This is a genomic window from Vibrio plantisponsor, from assembly GCF_013041605.1.
Classification (GTDB): Bacteria; Pseudomonadota; Gammaproteobacteria; order Enterobacterales; family Vibrionaceae; genus Vibrio; species Vibrio plantisponsor.
Window position 1 is genome coordinate 91338 of sequence record NZ_JABEQC010000005.1, and the last position, 24361, is coordinate 115698.

Sequence of the window (24361 nt, forward strand, 5' to 3'; positions counted from 1 at the left end):
CCTAGACGTTCTTCAACCATTGTTGTAGCGCAGCCTTAATATCCTGTGCCACTTTGTCTATGGTTTGCTCTGCGTTTACGACAATAACCGAATCGTCTGAACCGGCTATTTCAAGGTATCGTGCTCTTGTGCGCTCAAAAAAACTGATATCCATTTTCTCAATACGGTCAAGCTCGCCACGTCCGCGAGCGCGCTCAAGACCGACTTTAGGATCAATATCAAGATAAAGAGTTAAATCAGGCTTGAAGTCACCCAGAGTCGTTTGTTTCAAACTTTGCATGGTTTGACGTGAGATTTGGCGACCGCCCCCCTGATACGCCTGAGAAGACATATCATGGCGATCTCCAACAACCCAACTTCCTTTCTCTAGAGCTGGCTTTATAACATTCTCAACTAGCTGAACGCGAGCGGCATACATCAAAAGCAGTTCAGTCATGTCTTGCAGAACTTCACCTTCGTGCTCTTGCTTAACCAACTCACGCATTTTCTCTGCCAGTACAGTGCCACCAGGCTCGCGAGTACGCGTAATTTGGTCAACACCAAATTCATGTAAGGTTTCTACAATCGCTTGAATAGCGGTACTTTTACCAGCCCCTTCTAGGCCTTCTACTACGATAAATTTTGAGTTCATTATTGGTTACGAATCTGTTTTAGATAGGCGCGTACTGCGCGGTTATGCTCTGCGAGTGTCTTAGAAAATACATGACCACCATTACCACTGGCAACAAAGTACAAATAACTGCTTTGGTCTGGGTTTAGAGCTGCATTGATTGAAGCAGGGCCAGCCATAGCAATAGGCGTTGGTGGTAGGCCAAAAATCACATAGGTGTTATAGGGTGTAGGCGCTTTCAAATCTTTCTTGCGAATATTCCCGTCATAATTTTCACCCATACCATAGATCACAGTAGGGTCAGTTTGGAGCCGCATGCGCTTGTTAAGTCGATTAACAAATACCGATGAGATCTGTGTTCTCTCATCTTCAACTGCGGTTTCTTTTTCAATGATTGAGGCCAAAATCAGCGCTTCGTATGACGATTTCAGAGGCAAACCAGTTTGTCGTTTGTCCCACTCAGCATTAAGAATGTCATTCAGTTTGATATGCGCACGCTTCAAAATATCTAAGTCACTCGCTCCATGAGTAAAATGGTAAGTTTCCGCAAGAAACAAGCCTTCCAGTTTGTCACGCTCAATCCCTAACTTTTGAGCAATCTCCTTTTCTGATACTCCATCTAATGTGTGTTTCAGGTAAGGGTTGTTCGCAAGGATATCTCTCCATTCAGAGAAACGGCTACCCTCTACAAAAGTGATAGCAAACTGATGCTCTTTTCCTGAAATCACTAGATTCAACGCTTGGTTTAAAGTCATATCTGGTGTGAGCTGGAAAGTCCCCGCCTTTAAGCCAGCGAGTTCAGGGTGCAAGCGGTGGATTAGAGAAGTAAAAGGCGTTGTCTCGATCCAGTTCTTTTCTACTAGCATTGACATCGCACGATTTAAACTGGTGCCACTTTGAATAGTGACGATTTGCGGCTCTTCTATTTTTAACGGTTGGGCAAGATAGCTGTTTACTTCACTTTGTACATAAAAATAGGTACCAGCTACACACAGAAAAAGAACGACCAATAGAAAAGATAACTTTTTAATCACGAATTAAATTTCTCCTGAATTCTTAGCGTCTGTTGTCCAATAGAGTACTTACGCTCCGATATTTGGACCACAGGTGCGATCTCTAACAGTGAGTTAGAGATAAATACTTCTTCGGCATTATCAAGATGATCGAGTTCAAAATCACCTTTCACCACTTTCAAATTAAGTTGCTGGGCGTATTCTAATATAATTCTGCGGGCCACACCTGAAACACCTGCATTTTTTAGAGAAGGCGTATACAAAGTAGCACCTTTTACCCAAAAAACATTGGCGGCGGTGGTCTCTACAATATGCCCATGAATATCGAGACATAAACCATCGAGATAGCCAGCCAAATCCATTTCACTTTTGAGTAGAACCTGCTCAAGTCGGTTGTTGTGTTTGTGCCCTGCAAGCATAGGATTTAAGCCCATGCGCTTCGAACAAATACCAAGCGGTAAACCTTCGGCTTGCCATTGTGCATAGTGAGAGGGAAAAGAAAAGTTGCTAATCGTAACGTTAGGTTGCGTAGTTTGAGCAGGACTGTAACCTCGCCCACCTGTACCTCGGGTAATATGCAACTTAAGGCCAGATTTCTCATCGGAAAGAAGAGCTTGTTCCAACCATTGTTCAACTTGCGGCCAATCGGGAAAGGGAATATCTAGGACTTTCAAGCACGCTTCCATACGGTCTAGATGATATTGCCAATGTTGAATTCTGCCTTGCTTGACCAACATAGTTGTAAAGCATCCATCACCGTATTGAAATGAGCGATCACTGACTGAAACTAGATCACTCTGCTCACCATTTATCCAAAACATATTTCCGCTCCCTGAAAATAAAGAAACGGCCTAATGCTAAGCATCAAGCCGTTTCAAAACAAGTACAGTTCAATGAACTTTATACGCGTTTAAAGATCAATGATCCGTTTGTGCCACCAAAACCAAACGAGTTACACATTGCGTATTCCATACCTTCCACTTTACGTGCAGTGTTTGGAACAAGGTCAACGTCTAAACCTTCTTCTTGGTTTTCAAGGTTAATTGTTGGTGGAACCATTTGATCAACTAGCGACATAACTGTGATGATAGCTTCAACAGAACCCGCTGCACCTAATAGGTGGCCAGTCATTGACTTAGTAGAAGAGATAAGAACTTGTTTCGAACCTTCTTCGCCTAAAGCACGTTTGATGCCTTTCACTTCAGCAACGTCACCAGCAGGAGTCGATGTACCGTGCGCATTCACATAACCGATTTGAACACCAGTTAGGCCTGCATCACGCATTGCCGCTTCCATAGCTAGCGCGCCACCAGAACCGTCTTCGCTTGGTGAAGTCATGTGATAAGCATCACCAGACATACCGAAGCCAACAACTTCTGCATAAATTTTAGCGCCACGAGCTTTAGCATGTTCGTACTCTTCAAGTACCATGATGCCTGCACCATCGCCTAGTACAAAACCGTCACGGTCTTTGTCCCAAGGGCGAGAAGCTTTTTGAGGTTCATCGTTACGAGTCGACAACGCTTTTGCGGCACCGAAACCAGCCATACCTAGCGGCGTTGATGCTTTTTCTGCACCACCAGCAACCATAGCCTCTGCATCACCGTATGCAATCATACGAGCTGCATGACCAATATTGTGCAAGCCAGTCGTACATGCTGTTGAAATAGCGATGTTTGGACCACGTAGACCACGCATAATAGATAAGTTACCAGCAATCATGTTTACGATGGTTGATGGTACAAAGAATGGGCTAACTTTACGTGGGCCTTTCTCTAAAAGTGAGCAATGGCCACTTTCAATAAGTTCTAGACCACCGATACCTGAACCAATAGCAACACCAACACGTGGAGCATTTTCTTCAGTGATCGATAAACCAGAATCGTCTAATGCTTGAATACCCGCAGCAATACCATATTGGATAAACAAATCCATCTTGCGGGCTTCTTTTTTAGACATGTAATCTTCGCAATTAAAGTCTTTAACTAGACCTGCGAAACGAGTTGAAAAATTGGTTGTATCAAAGTGTTCGATATTAACAATACCACTTTGACCAGCTAGCAGGGCTTTCCAAGAAGATTCTACTGTGTTGCCCACTGGTGACAACATACCCATGCCAGTGACAACGACACGACGCTTGGACACGATCATATTCTCCGGGAATTGAAAATTCTATGAGAGGTAAAGATGATTGAGAAAAACTCAGGCGGTCAGATGACCGCCTGGGAAGAGACATTACTGAGCGCTGTTTACGTAGTCGATCGCAGCTTGAACAGTAGTGATTTTCTCTGCTTCTTCATCAGGAATCTCAGTGTCAAATTCTTCTTCTAGAGCCATAACTAGTTCTACAGTGTCTAGAGAATCCGCACCTAGATCTTCAACGAAAGAAGCTTCGTTTTTAACTTCTGCTTCGTCTACACCTAGCTGTTCAACAATGATTTTCTTTACGCGTTCTTCGATGTTGCTCATTTTTTCTTTTCCTTTACAGATTTCGCCTAATGCGATGATTCCGTAGTTTATTCTAACTAGGGAAAGTTGCAAGGGGGTCCTTGCTGGTCAAACCACAAAATTGGCGATTTTAACCGAAATTCACACCATTTTTGACATATATCATGCACAAATGTTGCGCATTTTTATATCAATTAATGTACAAAGTTGCTCACAATTAAAACTCTGTTTCCAACTTAGCACAAAAATGGCATTAAACCATATACATGCCGCCATTTACGTGCAAAGTTTCGCCCGTAATATAAGCGCCTTCTGGTGAAGCCAAAAATGCAACTGCAGAAGCAATTTCACGTGGATCACCTAAACGACCAGCTGGTACTTGTGCAAGTGTAGCAGCACGTTGCTCATCATTCAGTGCTTTTGTCATATCTGTTTCGATAAAACCTGGAGCAACGGTGTTTACTGTCACACCACGAGAAGCAACTTCACGCGCCATTGATTTAGTAAAACCAATCACGCCTGCTTTTGCTGCTGCATAGTTTGCTTGTCCAGCGTTACCCATAGTACCGACTACAGAACCTACGTTGATGATGCGGCCATTACGCTTTTTCATCATGCCACGTAGTACAGCTTTCGACATACGGAAGATAGAAGTCAGGTTAGTATCTAAGATATCTGACCATTCATCGTCTTTCATACGCATCAACAAGTTATCACGAGTGATACCTGCGTTGTTCACTAGAATATCGATTGCACCAAACTCATCGTTGATTGCTTTCAATACTGTCTCAATAGATTCTGCATCTGTAACGTTAAGAGCTAAACCCTTACCGTTATCGCCAAGATAAGCGCTGATTGCTTGCGCGCCGCTCTCGCTAGTTGCAGTACCAATTACTGTGGCACCACGTTCTACAAATAGTTCAGCGATAGCTTTACCAATACCACGGCTTGCACCAGTAACTAGTGCAACTTTGCCTTCTAAACTCATGAATTGACTCATGTTTGGTTCCTATATTTACTTAGCTGCTTCTAGTGAAGCAATATCGTTCACTGCTGCTGCGTCTAAGGTTTTTACAATACGTTTAGTTAGGCCAGTCAGAACTTTACCTGGACCCATTTCTAGTAATTTCTCAACGCCCTGTTCACTCATTTTCTCTACGCCTTCAGTCCAGCGTACTGGGCTGTATAGCTGACGAACAAGTGCATCTTTAATTTTCGCAGGATCGGTTTCAGCAACAACATCCACATTATTAATTACTGGGATTTGAGGTGCATTGAATTCGATTTCCGCTAATGCTGCAGCTAAACGTTCAGCCGCTGGCTTCATTAATGCGCAATGTGAAGGAACCGAAACAGGTAGAGGCAACGCACGTTTAGCACCAGCTTCTTTACACAGTATACCAGCGCGTTCAACTGCGTCTTTTTGGCCAGCAATCACAACTTGGCCTGGCGAGTTGAAGTTTACTGGAGAAACCACTTCACCCTGCGCCGCATCTTCACAAGCTTTAGCAATCGCTTCATCATCAAGACCGATGATCGCATACATTGCACCAGTACCAGCAGGAACGGCGTCTTGCATCGCTTTACCACGAAGCTCAACTAAGCTGATCGCTTGTTTGAAGTCAATAACACCTGCACAGACTAATGCTGAATACTCACCCAAGCTGTGACCTGCAAGAACCGATGGCTGTTCCAAGCCAAGTTCTTGCCACACTCGCCAAATTGCAACAGACGCTGCAAGTAATGCAGGCTGTGTACGGAAAGTTTGGTTTAGATCTTCAACAGGGCCGTTTTGAACCAACGCCCACAGATCATATCCCAATGCATCAGATGCTTCTGCAAAAGTTTGGTTAACTACATCATACTGCTGTGCGAGCTCTGCAAGCATACCGATAGCTTGAGAACCTTGACCTGGAAATACGATAGCAAACTTGCTCATTGCTGTTTCCTCAAAAATGATTAAGGCGTTATTTCAACGCCTTAAAGACTATAGTAACGTTTAATTATTACAAAAACCGAATGGTGATAATGTAACGTTGTTAAAATTTAACTAAAGCTGAGCCCCAGGTGAAACCGCCACCAAAAGCTTCTAATAATAAGTTTTGACCACGTTTGATACGACCGTCACGAACCGCTTCATCAAGCGCAGTTGGAACAGTTGCCGCCGAAGTATTACCGTGTTTATCCAAAGTTAATACTACTTGGTCTAGAGACATAGAGAGTTTTTTCGCTGTCGCAGAAATAATGCGGTAGTTCGCTTGATGCGGAACCAGCCAATCCAACTCAGACTTGTGCATGTTGTTTGCTTCTAACGTATCTTTAACCAGCTTAGACAACTGAGTCACCGCCACTTTAAAGACTTCATTACCAGCCATGTACAACCATTTGTCTGCATCACCGCCACGCTCAGGCACAGGTAAGCTCAATAATTCACCGAATTCACCGTCTGAGTAGATGTGGGTTGAAAGAATACCCGGCTCTTTACTTGCACCAAGCACAACCGCGCCGGCTGCATCGCCAAATAGAATGATAGTTGAGCGATCCGTCGGGTCACAGCTTTTTGACAATGCGTCTGCACCAATAACCAGTGCATTTTTACACATGCCAGTTTTGATGTGCTGATCGGCAACTGAAAGCGCGTAAATAAAGCCAGAACACGCTGCTGCTAAGTCAAATGCAGGGCAGCCTTTAATACCCAATTTTCCTTGAACCTGACAGGCAGATGAAGGAAACGTATGGCTGCTACTTGTGGTCGCGACGATAATGAGATCGATATCGTGTTTATCAATGCCCGCCATTTCGATCGCATTTTGTGCTGCATAAAACGCCATATCAGCAACTGTTTCATCTTCAGCTGCAATACGACGCTCGCGAATACCAGTACGAGTGACAATCCACTCATCACTAGTATCTACCATTTTCTCTAAATCAGCGTTAGTACGCACCTGAGATGGCAGGTAGCTGCCAGTACCTAAAATTTTGCTATACATGAAGACTAATAATGCCTCTCGAGTAAAACCGCTTCCAAACGATCGCTTATACGGCTGGGTACTTGTCGTTTAACTTCATGCACCGCCTCTGAAATCGCGTTAACGACAGCGGGTACATCAGCACTTCCATGACTTTTTATTACAATGCCGCGCAATCCTAGCAAACTTGCACCGTTATACTGGTCGGGGTTCAGTGTTTTTAGCTCAGTAAATAGTTCAGAAAACAGCTTTTTCGCAATCCAACCTTTTATAGATGAGCCTAAAAACTTATTTTTTAGCCTATCGATAAAAAGTTGTGCCGTTCCTTCACAGGCTTTCAAACAAACATTGCCAACGAAACCATCGCATACGACAACATCTGCTGCATCAATTAATAATTGGTTCCCTTCAATGTAGCCGATAAAATTCACAGCGTGTGTTTGACTCAGCATTTCTGCACAACGTTTAACTAAATCATTACCTTTAATCTCTTCCGCACCGATATTCAAAATCGCTACACGAGCAGGTCGACCTAAATGTTGCTCAGCTAATGCTGCCCCCATCACTGCAAATTGAAATAAAGAGTCTGCATCACTAGAAACATTTGCGCCTAAATCCAGCATCCATGTTTTACCACCTGATGCGGTAGGTAACGCTGAAACCAAAGCAGGACGATCAATACCTGGCAATAGTTTAAGCCTAAAACGGGATAACGCCATCAATGCACCGGTATTGCCAGCACTTACACACGCATCAGCTTGACCGTCAGCGACAAGATCAATAGCCATACCCATGGAGGTGCCAACACTGTGACGCAATGCCAAAGAGGGTTTTTCTGAATTCGAGATGACGCGGTCACTATTTACGACACTCAAGCGAGCATTCGGTTCGTAACCTAATAAAGAAAGTTGTTGGGCGATCTCAGTTTGATCACCGATGAGAGTCACTTTTAGCTCTGGGAAATGCGACAGTGCCTGCACGGCGGCAGGCACTGTTACGCGAGGACCGAAATCCCCGCCCATTGCATCAAGTGCAACGGTTAAATTTTGCAAAGGTCAACCTTACTTGTTGATAACCTTTTTACCACGGTAGTAACCTTCAGCAGTTACGTTGTGGCGTAGGTGAGTTTCACCTGAAGTCGCGTCTACAGATAGTGCAGCTGCAGTTAGCGCATCGTGTGAACGACGCATACCACGACGTGAACGTGTTTTACGGTTTTGTTGTACGGCCATTGACCCTACTCCTATGTTAATGGTCTCAAAGAATTACTTCTTCAAACTTTTTAAAACATCGAATGGATTCGGTTTTTCTTCCAAAATCTCTTCTGGAATCTCACCAAACACCATATTGTCTGATTTAACGCTGCAATCCGCATCTTCATGCATTGCTACTTGAGGCAAACTTAAGATGAACTCGTCTTCAACTAGCTGAATCAGGTCTACTTCACCGTACTCATTAAGATCTACCAAATCGTAATCGTCGGGAATTTCTTCATCACTTTTTTTCCCCGTAATCGGAGAATAAGTGAATTCAACTTCGCATTCGTGTGCGAAGACCTCATTACAGCGCTGACACTCTAAATCAACTTCGATGTTAGCTTTACCAGAGATAACTACGAGTTGTTGTTCATCAAGCCCAAATGACAATGAGACTTGTGCGTCGCGTTTTACGCTAGCGACTGATTCCTCTAAGCGCTTCAAAAGACTCATTTGGATGATGCCATCGTAATCAAGTCGTTTTTGAGCCGCTTTGCCCGGATCAACCGTTCGCGGTATCTTTACCTTTTGCATAGGGCGCGAATATTATCTTCCAAAACAGATTTAGTCAAAGAAAAAGGTAAAAAATACAATTTTTTCCCTTTTCACGGAGAGAATTATGGTCAACAGGATTGAATGTTATATGCTGCACATAAACTTAACGATAATTGTAAAGTAAAATGCAAAATTACCAACTAGTTTTAGCTTCCACTTCACCTTTTCGTCAGCAGTTGCTGAAAAAGCTCGATATCCCTTTTATTGCCGCACAGCCCAATTGCGATGAAACACCCCAGACAAACGAGTTGCCTGAAGCTTTAGTACAAAGATTGGCAGAACAAAAAGCACGCTCTTGTGTCGTTAAAACGCCAAGTTTAGTCGTTGGCTCTGATCAAGTTTGCGTCATTGACGGACAAATTGTTGGTAAACCGCATACCAAGCAAAAAGCAATTGAGCAGTTGATGAGTCAAAGTGGTAAAGCGATTACCTTTTACACAGGGTTAGCGCTATATAACTCAGAGACACAAAAAAGTCAGGTAACGCTAGATACCTTCACAGTGCATTTTCGCCAACTTAATCAAAAGATGGTCGAACGTTATGTTGAAAAAGAAATGCCTTTAAACTGCGCAGGCAGTTTTAAAAGTGAAGGGTTAGGAATTGCCCTATTCGACAAACTCGAAGGTGACGACCCAAATACATTAGTAGGTCTTCCACTTATTAAGCTTATCCAATTGCTCGAAAACGAAAGTTTTACAGTTCTATAAACTTCATCGAACTATCAAATTGAAAAAGGCTTGTTTATCACAAGCCTTTTGTTATTTGGCTGAGCGCATTTGAGTGAGCGCATGCTCAAGTTTGCTATCCAGAGGAGCGTTAATTTCCATTTGCTCTTCGGTCGCTGGATGAACAAATCGAATGTTCGCAGCGTGTAAGAACAAACGGTCAATACCGAATTGGGCAGTATATGCATCAAAACGGCGATCTCCATATCGGTCATCCCATGCAATTGGATGTCCCATATATTGAGTATGAACGCGTATCTGGTGAGTTCGGCCTGTTATTGGGCTCGCTTGAATCAACGTCGCCTGTTCAAACTTTTCAAGGATCTTAAAACGCGTTTCTGAAGGCTTACCGTTTGAATTGACTCGAACAATACTATTCACTTCGTTCTTTAGCAGCGGCGCGTTAACGACCTTCCACTTGCTCTCCCACTCCCCCATCACCAGAGCAAAATAGTATTTCTGTACTGTTTTCTCGCGAAACTGAGCTTGCAGATGACGAAGTGCCGAGCGCTTTTTAGCAACCAGCAAAATACCGGATGTATCGCGGTCAATCCGGTGTACCAGCTCCAGAAAACGAGCTTGCGGACGCAACGCACGTAAGGCTTCAATGGCACCAAACTTGAGGCCGCTGCCGCCATGCACAGCAGTTCCTGATGGCTTGTTCAAGATCAGTACATGGTCATCTTCATGGAGAATGCAATCTTCAAGTTCCGCAACTTTGTTCAGTTTGGTACTTGGGGCCGTAGCTTCCTCTGGTTTTGCATCGATAGTTACAGGTGGCACACGAACTACGTCTCCAGCTTCCAATTTATATTCAGCTTTCACTCGTTTTTTGTTTACGCGCACTTCACCCTTTCGCAAGATTCGATAAACCATGCTTTTAGGAATTGATTTTAATTGGTTACGCAAAAAGTTATCGATGCGTTGACCAGCCATATCTTCATCTATGTCGATGAACTGGACTTGGGTTCTGATTTCGTTCATGGCAACTATTCTAACTGAATCTGCGTGAATTCACATTTTCTTCGTGATTAAAAATCGCTTTTCGGATGCTTTTTTTTAATAACTCGTTGAAATAAACATCACATTGCTCATTGAGCCCGAAAATTGGACAGTTTGCTATTGATAAAATGCAAACTTCTCTTCCATTTTGTTCAGATTTGACACTGACTAGGAAACACTTTTGGACATGGCTTGAAATTTTTAAGCGCTTTCTAATAAAGCACATTGCTGTGACTAGCAGTCACTGCTATAGTTCACACCTGCAATAATTGAACTGGTATGTTTCTATTTTTACCGTTTTATTAAAGCAATAAACGAGTAGTAAACCTATAACTTGGTGCTGCATTGGCGTAAGACATTTCAGGTTAAGGTTTCTTGTTGCTCTACTCTTCGCCTTTCATGATGAGTAAATCCGCCTCTATGCGGATCACAGGCTGCTTATGCTTGTGATGACTGACGTGCCCTCAGAGCATCCCTCCAGCCGGGAGGCTGTAATGAATTAAGCCATGGGATCTGGCACCGTGAAAGCGAACCAAACGCGACAAGAACAATAATCAAAACAAAGAAAAAATTACGAGATTTTTAAATGAAAAGAATGCTAATTAACGCGACTCAGAAAGAAGAGTTGCGTGTCGCTTTGGTTGATGGCCAGCGATTGTTCGATCTTGATATCGAAAGTCCTGGACATGAATCTAAAAAAGCGAATATCTACAAAGGCCGTATTACCCGTATTGAACCAAGTCTAGAAGCTGCTTTCGTTGATTACGGCGCTGAAAGACACGGTTTCCTCCCTCTTAAAGAAATTGCCCGCGAATACTTCCCAGAAGGTTATACCTATCAAGGCCGTCCAAGCATTAAAGAAGTGCTTAAAGAAGGTCAAGAAGTTATCGTCCAAGTTGAAAAAGAGGAACGTGGTAGCAAAGGCGCGGCTCTAACAACATTCATCTCTCTAGCTGGTAGCTACTTAGTTCTTATGCCTAACAACCCTCGTGCTGGCGGTATCTCCCGTCGTATCGAAGGTGACGAGCGTACTGAGCTAAAAACAGCATTGAGCTCTTTAGAATTACCACAAGGTATGGGTCTAATCGTCCGTACTGCAGGCGTTGGCAAAAACGGTGAAGAGTTGGAATGGGACTTAAACGTTCTACTGAACCACTGGGCTGCAATCAAACAAGCGTCTGATTCGAACCCTGCACCATTCCTTATCCACCAAGAAAGTAACGTTATCGTACGTGCGATTCGTGACTATTTGCGTCGTGATATCGGTGAAATCTTAATTGATAGCAACACTATCTATGAACGTGCTCTTGACCATATTCGTCTGGTACGCCCTGATTTCGTAAACCGTGTTAAGAAATACGAAGGCGAAGTGCCTCTATTCAGCCACTTCCAAATCGAGAGCCAAATCGAGTCTGCGTTCCAACGCGAAGTTCGTCTACCTTCAGGTGGTTCAATTGTTATTGACCCAACAGAAGCACTAACTTCTATCGATATCAACTCAGCTCGTGCAACTAAAGGCGGCGATATCGAAGAGACAGCTCTGAACACTAACCTAGAAGCGGCTGACGAAATTGCACGTCAATTACGCCTACGCGACTTAGGTGGTCTAGTTGTTATCGACTTTATCGATATGACTCCAGTTCGCCACCAGCGTGAAGTAGAAAACCGCTTACGTGATGCCGTTCGTCTAGACCGCGCTCGTGTACAAATTGGTCGCATTTCTCGCTTTGGTCTACTAGAAATGTCTCGTCAACGCCTAAGCCCTTCTCTGGCTGAAGCTAGTCACCACATTTGTCCACGTTGTTCGGGCACGGGTGTGGTGCGTGACAACGAGTCTCTAGCACTATCGGTTCTTCGTCTTATCGAAGAAGAAGCATTGAAAGACAACACAGCACAAGTATTGGCTGTCGTGCCTGTTTCGATTGCTTCATACCTATTGAATGAGAAGCGTCGTTCAATTAACCACATTGAACGTATCCAAGAAGTTAGAATTACTATCGTTCCAAACTCAGACATGGAAACACCTCATTTCGAGGTAGTTCGTGTGCGCGAAGGTGAAGAGCATGAAATTCTTTCTTACCTGATCCCAAGAAAGCTTGAAGCGCTAAAAGAAGCAGAAGGCAAAGAAGTCGGTGAGCAAGATTTCCGTCCAAAACGCATCGAAGAACCTGCTCTGAAGGGCTTTGCATCACCAGCTCAATCTGCGCCTGCTCCTGTTGTAAAACCACAAGTAGAAGCGCCTAAAGAAGCTGTTGTTACAGAACAAAAACCAGGTCTAATTGGCCGCTTCTTTAAAGCGTTAGCTGGTATCTTCGCTTCTTCAGAAGAAGAGAAAAAAGGCCAAATTAAAGAAACGAACGATGCTGAGAACGAGCGTAAGAAGCAACCTCAACGTCGTGAACGTAACGATAGACGTCGCAACAACAACTCTCGTGACAGAAATCGTCGTAAGCCAACTGATAAGGCGAACGATAAAGTTGAGAGCGAGCAACCTTTTGCAGCAACTGAAAGCAAACAGCAAGAGCGTAAGCCTAAGCAAGAGCGCCGTAACAAGCGCGACCGTAATGAAACGAAGTCGAACAAACTTCAACAAGAAGGCCGCCAGCTAGCAGCCGAAGCACAGCAAGAAGTTGTTGAGAAGCCAGCGAGCGAAGCTCAACAAACCAAAGCGGCTGCAGTGAAAGAGCGTCGTCAACGCCGTAAGCTTAACAAGCAAGTTCGCGTGAACAATCAACAATCTGAAGAAGCTGAAATCGTTGAGAATTCATTGAATGCAGATGTTCAAGCACCTGTAACTCAAGAGCCTAAAGCCGAGTTGACCCAAGCGAATGTTGATACTGATAACAATGCAGAGCAACAAGATGAGCAGAAACAGCGTCGTAACCGTCGTTCACCTCGCCACCTGCGAGCAAGTGGTCAGCGTCGTCGCCGTGGTCGTGATCGTCGCCCTAACCCATTCCGCCTACGCAAAGGTGGTGTAGCGTCTCCTGAGATGGCTATGGGTAAAGTAATGCCACGTTACGACTTAGCTAAACCGGTAGTTAAAGCTCAGCCTCAAGTTGAATCGGTAATTGAACAAGCAGTTGCATCAACACCAGTACTTGGTGGCTACGCATTCCCAGAAATGGCAATGGGTAAAGTGATTGTTCGTCGTGAAGTAGCAGTTGCTGAAGCACCAGTTGAGAAAGCTCCAGAAGCAGTGGCTCAAACGCCTGTCGTTGAACAAGCACCTGTCGCTGAAACAGTTGTTACACCAGCTGCTGTTGAACAAGCACCAGTAACTGAACCTGAAGTGGAACAAACCCCAGCAGTTGAAACCATTGAACAACCGACAACAGAAGCGCCTGTAGCTGAAGTTGTTGTGGAAGATGTGGTAGAGCAAGCGGCTGATATTCCTGTACCAGTAGTTGAACCAGTGAAGAAAGCGAGTGTTACAGCTCCAGCAAAAGGTCATGCATCATCACCAATGACTAAAGCTTCTGGTCCACAAGAGGTGAAAGAAATCGCAGTTAACGCAGCACCTTTCCGCACTGAGCGATACGCACCTATTGGTGCAGGTAGCCAAGTTGCTCGTAACCAAGCTGGCTCTGCAATGGCGAAACCTCAAGGTTACTAATTAAAAACCACGTAAAAGCCACCTTCGGGTGGCTTTTTTATTACTGCCGCAGACTCATTGCCCTTGATTATTGGTTCAATATTGAACTTCATCACACAATTCTGTAGCATCCGCCTTTCATCTTTAGCTTAACGCGTTCAGCCTATTGAATACCCTTTTTGCCCAATGACATTTCATTTGGCACATCCCATTTCGATTCAATGAGCGTTTTAGATAAAGTCGGTTCACCATTAATTATCAGGAAAAACACTCAACTCATGTTTGAATTTCCCCAGTTTTCCAAACACTCTGTAAAAAATGACGTTCTTTCAGGTCTTACTGTCGCTTTAGCTCTGGTACCAGAAGCGGTTGCATTCGCATTTGTAGCCGGTGTCGACCCTATGGTTGGCTTGTACGCTGCTTTTATAGTTGGTCTAGTGACTTCTATTTTCGGTGGTCGTCCAGGTATGATTTCGGGCGCGACAGGCGCAATGGCTGTTGTTATGGTCAGTTTAGTATCAAGCCACGGCGTTCAATATCTGTTTGCTGCTATTTTATTTACGGGAATACTGCAAATTGCAGCCGGTTTATTTAAGCTTGGTAAGTTCATTCGCATGGTTCCTCACCCTGTCATGATCGGTTTCGTGAATGGCTTAGCTATTGTTATCTTCCTAGCACAGTTAGGTCAGTTCAAAGCACCCGATTTGAATGGTGCGCTCACATGGCTTCCAAACGATCAACTATTCCTGATGTTAGGTTTAGTCGCTTTGACTATGGCTATCATTCACTTTCTACCTAAAATTACTACTGCAGTTCCATCTTCATTAGCAGCGATTGTTACCGTCACTCTTCTGGTTCAAGGGCTTGGACTAGAAACGCGTACTGTTGTCGACTTCTTGCGCGCGATGTCGGGTAATGATGGCGCAACACTTGCGGGTACACTGCCAACGTTTGCCTTCCCAGTTGTCCCTATGACACTGGAGACGTTACAAATCATTCTTCCATATTCTGTCATTTTGGCTGCTATAGGTTTGATTGAGTCACTACTAACACTGACAGTGCTTGATGAAATGACCAATACTCGTGGTAAGTCAAACCGTGAGTGTATGGGACAAGGTCTTGCAAACATTACCTGTTCTGTCTTTGGCGCTATGGGTGGTTGTGCGATGATCGGTCAGTCGATGATTAACATTAACTCTGGTGGTCGTGGACGCCTGTCAGGCATTGTGGCAGCCGTGATGTTACTGGTCTTTATCCTATTTGCAGCTTCACTGATTGAAATGATTCCTTTAGCGGCATTGGTTGGTGTGATGTTCATGGTGGTGATCGGTACGTTTGAATGGGCAACATTCAAGCTTGCTCGTCGTGTACCTAAGCAAGATTTCTTTGTCATCGTGCTAGTAACGGTGGTGACTGTGTTTACTGACTTAGCTATCGCGGTCGGTGTTGGTGTTATTGCTTCTGCACTTATGTTTGCTTGGGAACATGCTAAACATATTTACGCTACCAGCCAGCTTAATGAAGAAGGTTCTAAAGTTTACAAAGTTAATGGCCCTATCTTCTTTGGTTCTGCTGCGAACTTCTTAGAGTTATTTGACGCGCAAAACGATCCACAAGATGTGATTGTCGATTTTGCTCAGTCACGTGTTGCTGACCACTCAGCCATTGAAGCGATTGAAACTCTGGCGGAGCGCTACGCTTCTGTCGGAAAGACACTTCACTTACGCCACTTAAGCCAAGATTGTCGTGCTTTGCTTCATAAAGCAGGCAGCTTAGTCGAAATTAACGTGAAAGAAGACCCTAGCTATAAAGTTGCTACAGATGTGCTTGCAGGCTAACTGACAGCTTCTTCAATCAATGTTTCTAAGCCTCTCATATGAGAGGCTTTTTCTTATCTCTCCATTTGATATAGCTGCCAATTAATTGCATAGTGATATACCCGTGAATGCCTTGGGTGCTCACCGGCTCTACAACTTTCTCTTATCCCATTGGATGTTCTTATCATGACATGGATTCTGTTCACTCTATTCGCTGCTTTTATGCAGTCTTGGCGTAACGCTTTTCAAAGCCACTTGTCAGGTGATGTAAAAACGGCTGGTGTTACTTTGGCGCGTTTTCTATGGGCAAGTCCTATAGCTGCTCTGTACTTAGTTGCTTTATATGTCATAGAGCCCATTGCTCTACCCAGCTTTAATTCACTCTTCATCACTTACATTGTTGGTGCTGCGACCATGCAAATCGTTGCGACTGCGCTTATGGTTAGACTGTTTAAATTTAATAATTACGCCGTAGGAGCTGGTCTTGCCAAAAGCGAAGCATTAGTTGCCGCATTGTTAGGCATGCTTTTCTTCGGCACTAACCTGACTTTATTGGGATGGTTCGGGGTATTTGTAGGCGGTATCGGTGTGTTCTTACTCAGTACTCAAGGCAGTTTTCGTCAAATATCCTTCTCCACCGTTATTTTGGGGATAAGTTGCGGCAGTGCTTTCGCGTTAACATCGTTATGGGTTCGAGAAGCCAGCATCGCTCTAGGATTACCTTTTCCTTACGGTGCCGCTTGGGTTTTGTTATTAGTCATCTCACTGCAAACATTGATTCTAGTCTTGTATTTAGCCCTCAGAGATGTGGAAACGCTAAAAGCCTTATTCGCCAGACCTAAAATAGTCTTCTTAACCAGCTTTACCAGTTGTCTAGGCTCAATTGGCTGGTTCAGTGCGATGTCTTTGCAAGCGGTTCCTTATGTGAAAACTCTAGGGCAGGTTGAAATCTTTTTTACGATGTTGATATCTGTTCTCTGGCTTAAACAAAAAGTCCGAATCAAAGATGGTTTTGGGCTAATTCTTGTCGCTCTCGCCGCTATTCTAGTCATGTGGACTTAATACCAAAAAGAAGGCAATCTTCAGATTGCCTTCTTTTTAATAAATTACATATTGTAGCCAGGCTCACTTGGGTTATATGTAACCTTATAAACTTTAAATACTCTCGCACCAAAGCCAGTACCACCGGTAAAGACTATTCGGCCTTCTCCTTTGTATAAAGCTTCAACTCTCGCTGCATCACTACCAAAATAGAATGGGATAAATGATTTACCTGTAATATAACTCAATGTATCCGTAGGTTGACCAATGGTGTCATAGACCTGCCCCATTGACATACCAACCTTTACCTTCGCGAACTTACTCTCAGCAGGTATATTCCCTGTTACTTTCGTAATATTTTCCTGTGAATTGGTAACTTGAGTGGTAGATGTCGATTCAGAAGTACTAGCGCAGCCAATAATGAAATTAGTTACTAGAGCAAGCCCCAAAACTTGCAATACAGCTTTTTTATTCATTCAATTTTCCTTAGATTTATAATTACTATCTTTATTATTTTCGTGCATAGAATAATAACTATTCATAATATGCACAATATATATCCACATGATTTTTATGCATTATTCACGTTATTAATAAAAATTATAGATAATAAGGATTTTAATGGATAATTAGCCCTTATGTGACAACCCAAATATAGTCAGATCCAGATTTGATTATTATCCTATATCTGTTGAATAGACAAAAAAAGCCCCACCGAAGTGGGGCTTTTTGTTTTCTTGATTTGGTTATCGTGCTAGCGAAAACCTATCTCAAATTAAGCTTTAACTTTTTTGTCTGCTTTAGCAGCTGGAGCTACTTGGTCAGCTTTCTTCTTGATTACAGTAGTACCTTCGAAAGTTTCACCTTCAACGAAAGCTTTACCGTAGTAAGAAGAGATAAGTACTTCTTTAAGCTCAGTGATTAGAGGGTAACGTGGGTTTGCACCAGTACATTGGTCATCAAACGCGTCAACCGCTAGTTCATCAACTTTCGCTAGGAAGTCAGCTTCGTTAACACCCGCAGCTTGGATAGACATTGGGATATCAAGATCTTTCTTAAGCTCATCCATCCATGCTAGTAGGCGTTCAATCTTCTGAGCAGTACGGTCGCCTGGTTGAACTAGACCCAAGTGCTCTGCAACTTCTGCGTAACGACGACGTGCTTGTGGACGGTCGTATTGAGAGAATGCAGTTTGTTTAGTTGGGTTATCGTTCGCGTTGTAACGTACAACGTTAGAGATAAGCAGTGCGTTAGCAAGACCGTGTGGTAAGTGGAACTCAGCACCAATCTTGTGAGCCATTGAGTGACATACACCCAAGAAAGCGTTCGCAAATGCTACACCAGCGATAGTTGCTGCGTTGTGTACTTTTTCACGTGCGATTGGGTCATTTGCACCATTCTTGTAGCTTGATGGTAGGTACTCTTTTAGCATCTTAAGTGCTTGAAGAGCTTGACCGTCAGAGTATTCGTTCGCAAGAACAGATACGTATGCTTCAAGAGCGTGAGTTACTGCATCGTAACCACCAAACGCTGTTAGAGACTTAGGCATGTTCATAACAAGGTTCGCATCAACGATAGCCATGTTAGGAGTTAGCTCGTAGTCAGCTAGTGGGTATTTAGCACCAGTCTTGTCGTCAGTAACAACTGCGAATGGAGTAACTTCTGAACCAGTACCTGAAGTAGTAGTGATACATACCAACTCAGCTTTTTGACCCATTTTAGGGAACTTGTAGATACGTTTACGGATGTCCATAAAGCGCATTGCTAGTTCTTCGAAGTGAGTTTCTGGGTGCTCGTACATAACCCACATGATCTTCGCAGCATCCATCGGTGAACCACCACCTAGAGCTAGAATCACGTCTGGTTGGTAGCTAGCCATTTGAGCTGCACCTTTCTCTACTACAGATAGAGTTGGATCTGCTTCTACATCAAAGAATGTTTGAACTTCCATACCTTGAGCTTTAAGTAGTGAAACTACTTCATCAGCGTAACCGTTGTTGAATAGGAAACGGTCAGTTACAAGGAATGCGCGTTTTTTACCTTCTAGGTCGCTAAGAGCGATTGGAAGGCTACCACGACGGAAGTAGATTGACTTAGGTAGTTTGTGCCACAACATGTTTTCAGCTCGCTTAGCAACAATTTTCTTGTTGATTAGGTGTTTAGGACCAACGTTCTCAGAGATAGAGTTACCACCCCATGAACCACAACCTAACGTTAAAGATGGAGCAACGTTGAAGTTGTAAAGGTCACCGATACCACCGTGAGTAGTAGGAATGTTGATAAGAATACGAGCAGTCTTCATCTTGTCACCGAAGTAACGAATACGATCTGCGTTTACGTCTTGGTTAGTGTAAAGACCAGAAGTATGACCGATACCACCAATTTCAACCATTGTTACAGCTTGGTCAACAGCATCTTCGAAGCTGTCTGCTTTGAACATACCTAGACATGGAGATAGTTTCTCATGTGCGAACTCGTCGTCGTAAGAAACTTTGCCAAGACCTTCACCGATAAGCACTTTAGTGTCAGCTGGAACTTTAACGCCTGCCATTTCTGCGATAGCTGCAGCAGGTTGACCAACGATTTTTGCGTTTAGTGCGCCGTCGATTAGGATTGTTTTACGTACTTTGTCAGCGTCAGCTTTGCTTAGTACGTGAGCTTTGTGAGAAGCGAAACGCTCTTTAACTTCTTCGTATACGTCTTTATGAACGATTACAGCCTGCTCAGAAGCACACACTACACCGTTATCGAAAGTTTTAGACATAAGAACAGAAGCTACTGCACGTTTGATGTCTGCTGTTTCATCGATAACAACTGGAACGTTACCTGCACCTACACCGATCGCTGGTTTACCAGAAGAGTAAGCCGCTTTAACCATGCCTGGACCACCAGTCGCAAGGATAAGTGCGATACCTTCGTGTTTCATAAGAGCGTTAGATAGCTCTACAGATGGTTGATCGATCCAACCGATGATGTCTTTTGGCGCGCCCGCTGCTACTGCTGCGTCTAGAACCAGTTTAGCTGCATCGTTTGTAGAGTTCTTCGCACGTGGGTGTGGTGAGAAAATAATACCGTTACGAGTCTTCAAAGAAATCAAAGATTTGAAGATTGCAGTAGAAGTTGGGTTAGTTGTTGGGACGATACCACAGATGATGCCCACAGGCTCTGCGATAGTCATTGTGCCCATGCTGTCGTCTTCTTCTAGAACACCACAAGTTTTTTCATCTTTGTATTTGTTGTAGATGTATTCAGAAGCGAAGTGGTTTTTGATTACTTTATCTTCAACAATACCCATGCCAGATTCCGCTACCGCTTGTTGCGCTAGAGGGATACGAGCTTGGTTAGCTGCAAGAGATGCTGCACGGAAGATTTTGTCTACTTGCTCTTGAGAGTAAGTAGCAAACTCAGCTTGAGCCGCTTTAACGCGAGCTACTAGAGCATCTAGTTCAGCCAGATTAGTTACAGGCATAATGGATCTCCTAAAATAAAAAAATTAAAAATTAAAAACTCTTTATTAAGCATGTTGTATGTGCATTTTTATTAAAACTTCAGAGACTTAATAACAACGAACTTAGTAAATTGCTTTCATGGCTGAGTATAATATTTCACTACGTGAAAAAAATTGACTCAGATCAGTTCTGAAAAACTAATTATCCCTTTATGGGTAGAAAGCCCCAGAGAAACCACCTAACCAGTTGTATTTATTGACAATAATCGCTAAAAATAAACTGATTAAAAATACCGCATTCGAACCAAAAATCTAAAAAAAATACAACATCGTGTAAAAAAGTTTCATTTTTGTACAACATTACTACATGTAGACAAGTTTTCATGTGCTACTCATAGTATATCTATTTCACTTTGACTCTCCAGCAGATGTGATTTTTTTTATCAAAACTGGACATATGTTAAAAAAAACCACTCACCCGCCGAACAATGCAAACATATTTGAAACAACTGATTTTCAATTATCGACCATAATTAGTTTTTCTCACGTGTAAGCTGCAAAAATCAGCAAATTTTTTCATTCGTGATTTTGCTATGTTTGACTTAGATTACGCGCAATTAATTTCAATCCTATGAAAAATGAGAGAACCAGACATGTCGTTCGAAATCGCTATTTTTCTCCAGTTCTTTCTGGGTTTAGTTGCCGCAGTTAACCCGGTGGGGATCATGCCGGTGTTTGTCTCACTGACTGGGCATATGACACCAGAAGAGAAAAACAAGACCGCTGCCACTGCGAATATTGCTGTAGCTGTCATTCTGATCACTGCACTTTTGGGCGGTCAAATGCTGCTAGACATGTTCAGCATCTCTCTAGACTCATTCCGTGTCGCCGGTGGTTTGCTGCTTATGAGCATCGCCTTTTCGATGATGAGTGGTAAGTTGGGTGAAGATAAGCAAAACAAACAAGAGAAATCGGAATACATCAGCCGCGAGCAAATTGGCGTGGTTCCGCTGGCAATGCCTCTCATGGCAGGCCCTGGTGCTATCAGTTCGACCATCGTATATGGCTCTCGTTACCCAGGCTTAATGGATACCACTGGTATTGTTGTCACTATCGCTTTCTTCGCATTGTGCTCATGGTTACTGTTCCGTTCAGCACCTTATATTGTGAAACTGCTAGGCCAGACAGGTATCAACGTGATCACCCGTATCATGGGCTTGATACTTGGTGCGTTAGGCATCGAATTTATCACGAATGGCTTACGTAGCCTGTTCCCAGGATTGGCTTAAACGCTGCCCCAAGGCTATGATAGAGCGATAAAAACGTTAGGTCGCTCTATCATGTCTTTCTCAAATGAAAATTTAAAACATCAGCTCTATGTCATCATCTTTGGTACTCATACCAAAGCGGGTAAAATTTTCGACATTGCACTTATCATCGCAATTTTCACCTCTTTGATCGTACTGGTTCTGAGTTCCATCCCAAGTTTTGATGCAAAATGGCGTGACGAGTTCAAACTGATTGAATACGGATTTACTGCCCTATTCACCATTGAATACTTAACACGACTCTACTGTTCACCTAAACCCAGCGCATACGCAAAGAGCTTCTACGGAATCATCGACCTTGTTGCGATATTGCCTACCTATCTCGTTATCTTGTTCCCTTCAGCATCATTAGTGGGTGTCGTTCGAGCCCTGAGAGTCATGCGTATATTTCGTATACTCAAACTGGTTCGATACCTTCAGGATTCCAATCTGTTGTTAAGGTCGTTGTTGGGCGCCAGAAGGAAAATTATTATCTTCTTCAGCACGGTAGCAATACTGGTCACCATCTTGGGTTCCTTTATTTACATCATTGAAGGACCAGAAAACGGCTTTACCAGCATTCCTCAAAGTATCTATTGGGCCATAGTAACCATTACCACCGTCGGCTATGGCGACGTTGTGCCACAGACAACGCTAGGTAAAGGTTTAGCCGCTTTAACCATGTTATTGGGTTATTCAATACTAGCTGTACCAACCGGCATCATTACCGCTGAGCTGCATCAAGAGATGAGTGCACACAGAGCATTAGTGAAATGCCCCAATTGTTCCCTGTCGGGACATGAATCAGATGCTCTATTTTGTAAGCATTGTGGAAGTGAACTGGCGGATCCAGATAAGCGAGTAGTGCCAGTTACAAAAATAGACAGCTAGACTGTAGAAGTTTCTCACCTCTAAGAATGTAAAAAAAGCGCCCTAGGGCGCTTTTAGATATACGAAACTTTTATTATTTCTCAGAAAGAATAATACGCAGTGTACGACGTAGAGGCTCAGCAGCACCCCAAAGCAATTGGTCACCAACGGTGAACGCATTCAGGAAGTCATCACCCATTGCCATCTTACGCAGACGACCAACAGGGATAGACATAGTGCCTGTTACTTTCGCTGGTGAAAGCTCTTTAGCAGTAATGTCACGCTCGTTAGGAATCACTTTTACCCACTCGTTGTGAGAAGCAATGATTTCTTCGATTTCATCTAAAGGTACACTTTGTTTTAATTTGATAGTCAGTGCCTGAGAGTGACAGCGCATCGCACCAATTCGAACACAAGTACCGTCGATCAGAACTGGAGAGTCTTGAGTGCCAAGAATCTTGTTCGCTTCAACACCTGCTTTCCACTCTTCTTTACTTTGGCCATTGTCGCGTTTCACGTCAATCCAAGGGATCAAAGAACCAGCAAGTGGAACACCAAACTGATCGGTTGGGAAAGATGAAGAACGCATGGTTTCCGCAACTTTCTTATCAATATCAAGAATAGAGCTAGATGGGTTAGCAAGCTCAGAGCTCACCGAATCATTAATCACACCCATTTGAGAAATAAGTTCACGCATGTTCTGTGCGCCAGCACCAGAAGCTGCTTGGTAAGTCATCGCGCTGGTCCATTCAACCAGACCTTTTTCAAATAGACCACCGAGACCCATTAGCATCAAACTAACAGTACAGTTACCACCAACAAAGGTGTTAGTACCCGCGTGGATACCATGTTGAATTTGCTTCAAGTTTACAGGGTCTAGCGTGATGATAGAGTCTGATGCCATACGTAGAGTTGAAGCAGCATCGATCCAGTAACCCTTCCAACCTGCTTGACGCAATGCTGGATATACCTTTTCGGTGTAGCTGCCACCTTGACAAGTAATGATAGCGTCAAGCTGCTTAAGGCTCTCAATATCAAAAGCATCCTGAAGCATGCCAGCGTCTTTACCTAAGTTTGGCGCAGGGATACCAATTTGTGAGGTACTGAAGAATACTGGTTCAATTAGATTAAAATCACCTTCTTCAACCATACGTTGCATGAGTACCGAACCAACCATGCCACGCCAACCTACTAAACCTACTCTCATCGCACTAATTCTCCGTGTGTTCTTGAAAAAACAATTGACCATCTATAAGTGGTTCAGACAAAAATCTCAAGCGTTTCTTATAAAAATGATTATTTTGTTGCTTTATGATAAGGGAAACGACGCTATTCGCTTCCCTACACAACCAAATCTTATAAGTATACTAACTTAACACAACTAAGCGGCTTTAAAAGGCATATTAGTAACAAAATGTTCCCCATATTCCGGATAATTGACGATAAAACTTTGAATAAGAACGATAAATAACCACTAAAAAACCATCTCACCTTTCTTTTAAATTAGAGATATAGAGAAAAATAACCTTAAATAACAAAGAATTAAAAACAAAAAATGTTATCACCTCGAAAAACCCTTTCATAATAGTAGAGCACTCGACAAATTAATCAGGATTTAACTAAAGTTGAGTTAAATATTTCATCTAAAAACAGAAATATCTAACACTACTCTACAAAAACAACACAAAATCGACTCTCAATAAGT

General features: G+C 43.2%; 21 protein-coding genes. 6 read left to right on the forward strand and 15 right to left on the reverse strand.

Going from position 1 to position 24361, the window contains the following annotated elements:
• Position 1 precedes the first annotated feature (1 nt).
• From tmk to yceD, 11 genes are all read right to left on the reverse strand, one after another.
• A complete protein-coding gene (gene tmk / locus HKI82_RS08620) occupies positions 2–631 on the reverse strand; it encodes a dTMP kinase (protein WP_102940766.1) in 630 nt (209 codons plus the stop codon).
• Positions 631–1644: an endolytic transglycosylase MltG gene (gene mltG / locus HKI82_RS08625; RefSeq protein WP_171137763.1), complete on the reverse strand. Its 1014-nt coding sequence runs from the start codon at positions 1642–1644 to the stop codon at positions 631–633. The genes tmk and mltG overlap by 1 nt, the downstream gene beginning before the upstream one ends.
• Positions 1641–2444, reverse strand: coding sequence for an aminodeoxychorismate lyase (gene pabC, locus HKI82_RS08630; protein ID WP_171137764.1), 804 nt, complete (start codon positions 2442–2444; stop codon positions 1641–1643). Before pabC ends, mltG begins: the two co-directional genes overlap by 4 nt.
• Positions 2445–2523: 79 nt before the next feature.
• Entirely contained in the window at positions 2524–3768 is a 1245-nt protein-coding gene (gene fabF / locus HKI82_RS08635) for a beta-ketoacyl-ACP synthase II (protein ID WP_102940910.1), read from the reverse strand.
• A gap of 90 nt (positions 3769–3858) precedes the next feature.
• Complete coding sequence (gene acpP, locus HKI82_RS08640; protein WP_014204679.1) at positions 3859–4092, reverse strand: acyl carrier protein; 234 nt, start codon at positions 4090–4092, stop codon at positions 3859–3861.
• A 232-nt stretch (positions 4093–4324) separates the two neighbouring features.
• Positions 4325–5059, reverse strand: a complete 735-nt coding sequence (gene fabG / locus HKI82_RS08645; RefSeq protein ID WP_042484141.1) for a 3-oxoacyl-ACP reductase FabG — start codon at positions 5057–5059, stop codon at positions 4325–4327.
• A 27-nt stretch (positions 5060–5086) separates the two neighbouring features.
• The gene (fabD, locus tag HKI82_RS08650) at positions 5087–6010 is read right to left on the reverse strand and encodes an ACP S-malonyltransferase (RefSeq protein WP_042483591.1); all 924 of its coding nucleotides are present in this window, start codon (positions 6008–6010) and stop codon (positions 5087–5089) included.
• Positions 6011–6110: 100 nt separating this feature from the next.
• Positions 6111–7061 (reverse strand): beta-ketoacyl-ACP synthase III, encoded by a 951-nt coding sequence (locus HKI82_RS08655; RefSeq protein WP_171137765.1) that lies wholly within the window; start codon positions 7059–7061, stop codon positions 6111–6113.
• A gap of 5 nt (positions 7062–7066) precedes the next feature.
• Positions 7067–8092 (reverse strand): phosphate acyltransferase PlsX, encoded by a 1026-nt coding sequence (plsX, locus tag HKI82_RS08660; RefSeq protein WP_112403921.1) that lies wholly within the window; start codon positions 8090–8092, stop codon positions 7067–7069.
• A 9-nt stretch (positions 8093–8101) separates the two neighbouring features.
• The gene (gene rpmF / locus HKI82_RS08665) at positions 8102–8272 is read right to left on the reverse strand and encodes a 50S ribosomal protein L32 (RefSeq protein WP_000290732.1); all 171 of its coding nucleotides are present in this window, start codon (positions 8270–8272) and stop codon (positions 8102–8104) included.
• A 33-nt stretch (positions 8273–8305) separates the two neighbouring features.
• Entirely contained in the window at positions 8306–8830 is a 525-nt protein-coding gene (yceD, locus tag HKI82_RS08670; protein WP_102940772.1) for a 23S rRNA accumulation protein YceD, read from the reverse strand.
• A gap of 146 nt (positions 8831–8976) precedes the next feature.
• On the opposite strand from yceD, the gene HKI82_RS08675 reads away from it, so the two are divergent.
• The gene (locus HKI82_RS08675; RefSeq protein WP_102940773.1) at positions 8977–9558 is read left to right on the forward strand and encodes a Maf family protein; all 582 of its coding nucleotides are present in this window, start codon (positions 8977–8979) and stop codon (positions 9556–9558) included.
• Positions 9559–9609: 51 nt separating this feature from the next.
• Here HKI82_RS08675 and rluC read toward each other — a convergent pair whose 3' ends face one another.
• Positions 9610–10560: a 23S rRNA pseudouridine(955/2504/2580) synthase RluC gene (rluC, locus tag HKI82_RS08680; protein ID WP_112403919.1), complete on the reverse strand. Its 951-nt coding sequence runs from the start codon at positions 10558–10560 to the stop codon at positions 9610–9612.
• 604 nt (positions 10561–11164) lie between these two features.
• Here rluC and rne point away from each other — a divergent pair.
• The 3 genes from rne (at position 11165) to HKI82_RS08695 (ending at position 17052) form a co-directional block, all read left to right on the forward strand.
• Complete coding sequence (rne, locus tag HKI82_RS08685) at positions 11165–14194, forward strand: ribonuclease E (protein WP_171137766.1); 3030 nt, start codon at positions 11165–11167, stop codon at positions 14192–14194.
• Positions 14195–14451: 257 nt separating this feature from the next.
• Positions 14452–16011 (forward strand): SulP family inorganic anion transporter, encoded by a 1560-nt coding sequence (locus HKI82_RS08690; RefSeq protein ID WP_171137767.1) that lies wholly within the window; start codon positions 14452–14454, stop codon positions 16009–16011.
• 165 nt (positions 16012–16176) lie between these two features.
• Positions 16177–17052: a DMT family transporter gene (locus tag HKI82_RS08695; protein ID WP_171137768.1), complete on the forward strand. Its 876-nt coding sequence runs from the start codon at positions 16177–16179 to the stop codon at positions 17050–17052.
• Positions 17053–17096: 44 nt separating this feature from the next.
• On the opposite strand, the gene HKI82_RS08700 is transcribed toward HKI82_RS08695, so the two are convergent.
• Entirely contained in the window at positions 17097–17507 is a 411-nt protein-coding gene (locus HKI82_RS08700; protein ID WP_171137769.1) for a hypothetical protein, read from the reverse strand.
• 299 nt (positions 17508–17806) lie between these two features.
• Positions 17807–20500: a bifunctional acetaldehyde-CoA/alcohol dehydrogenase gene (gene adhE / locus HKI82_RS08705; RefSeq protein WP_112403915.1), complete on the reverse strand. Its 2694-nt coding sequence runs from the start codon at positions 20498–20500 to the stop codon at positions 17807–17809.
• A gap of 632 nt (positions 20501–21132) precedes the next feature.
• Between adhE and HKI82_RS08710 the strand changes: the two genes are divergently transcribed.
• Together HKI82_RS08710 and HKI82_RS08715 are read left to right on the forward strand one after the other, a co-directional pair.
• On the forward strand, positions 21133–21768 hold the full coding sequence (locus tag HKI82_RS08710; protein WP_102940779.1) for a YchE family NAAT transporter: 636 nt from the start codon (positions 21133–21135) through the stop codon (positions 21766–21768).
• Between the two features lie 51 nt (positions 21769–21819).
• The gene (locus tag HKI82_RS08715) at positions 21820–22677 is read left to right on the forward strand and encodes an ion transporter (protein WP_171137770.1); all 858 of its coding nucleotides are present in this window, start codon (positions 21820–21822) and stop codon (positions 22675–22677) included.
• A 73-nt stretch (positions 22678–22750) separates the two neighbouring features.
• Here the strand turns inward: HKI82_RS08715 and asd are convergent, their stop codons facing one another.
• On the reverse strand, positions 22751–23863 hold the full coding sequence (gene asd / locus HKI82_RS08720; RefSeq protein ID WP_171137771.1) for an aspartate-semialdehyde dehydrogenase: 1113 nt from the start codon (positions 23861–23863) through the stop codon (positions 22751–22753).
• Positions 23864–24361: the final 498 nt, after the last annotated feature.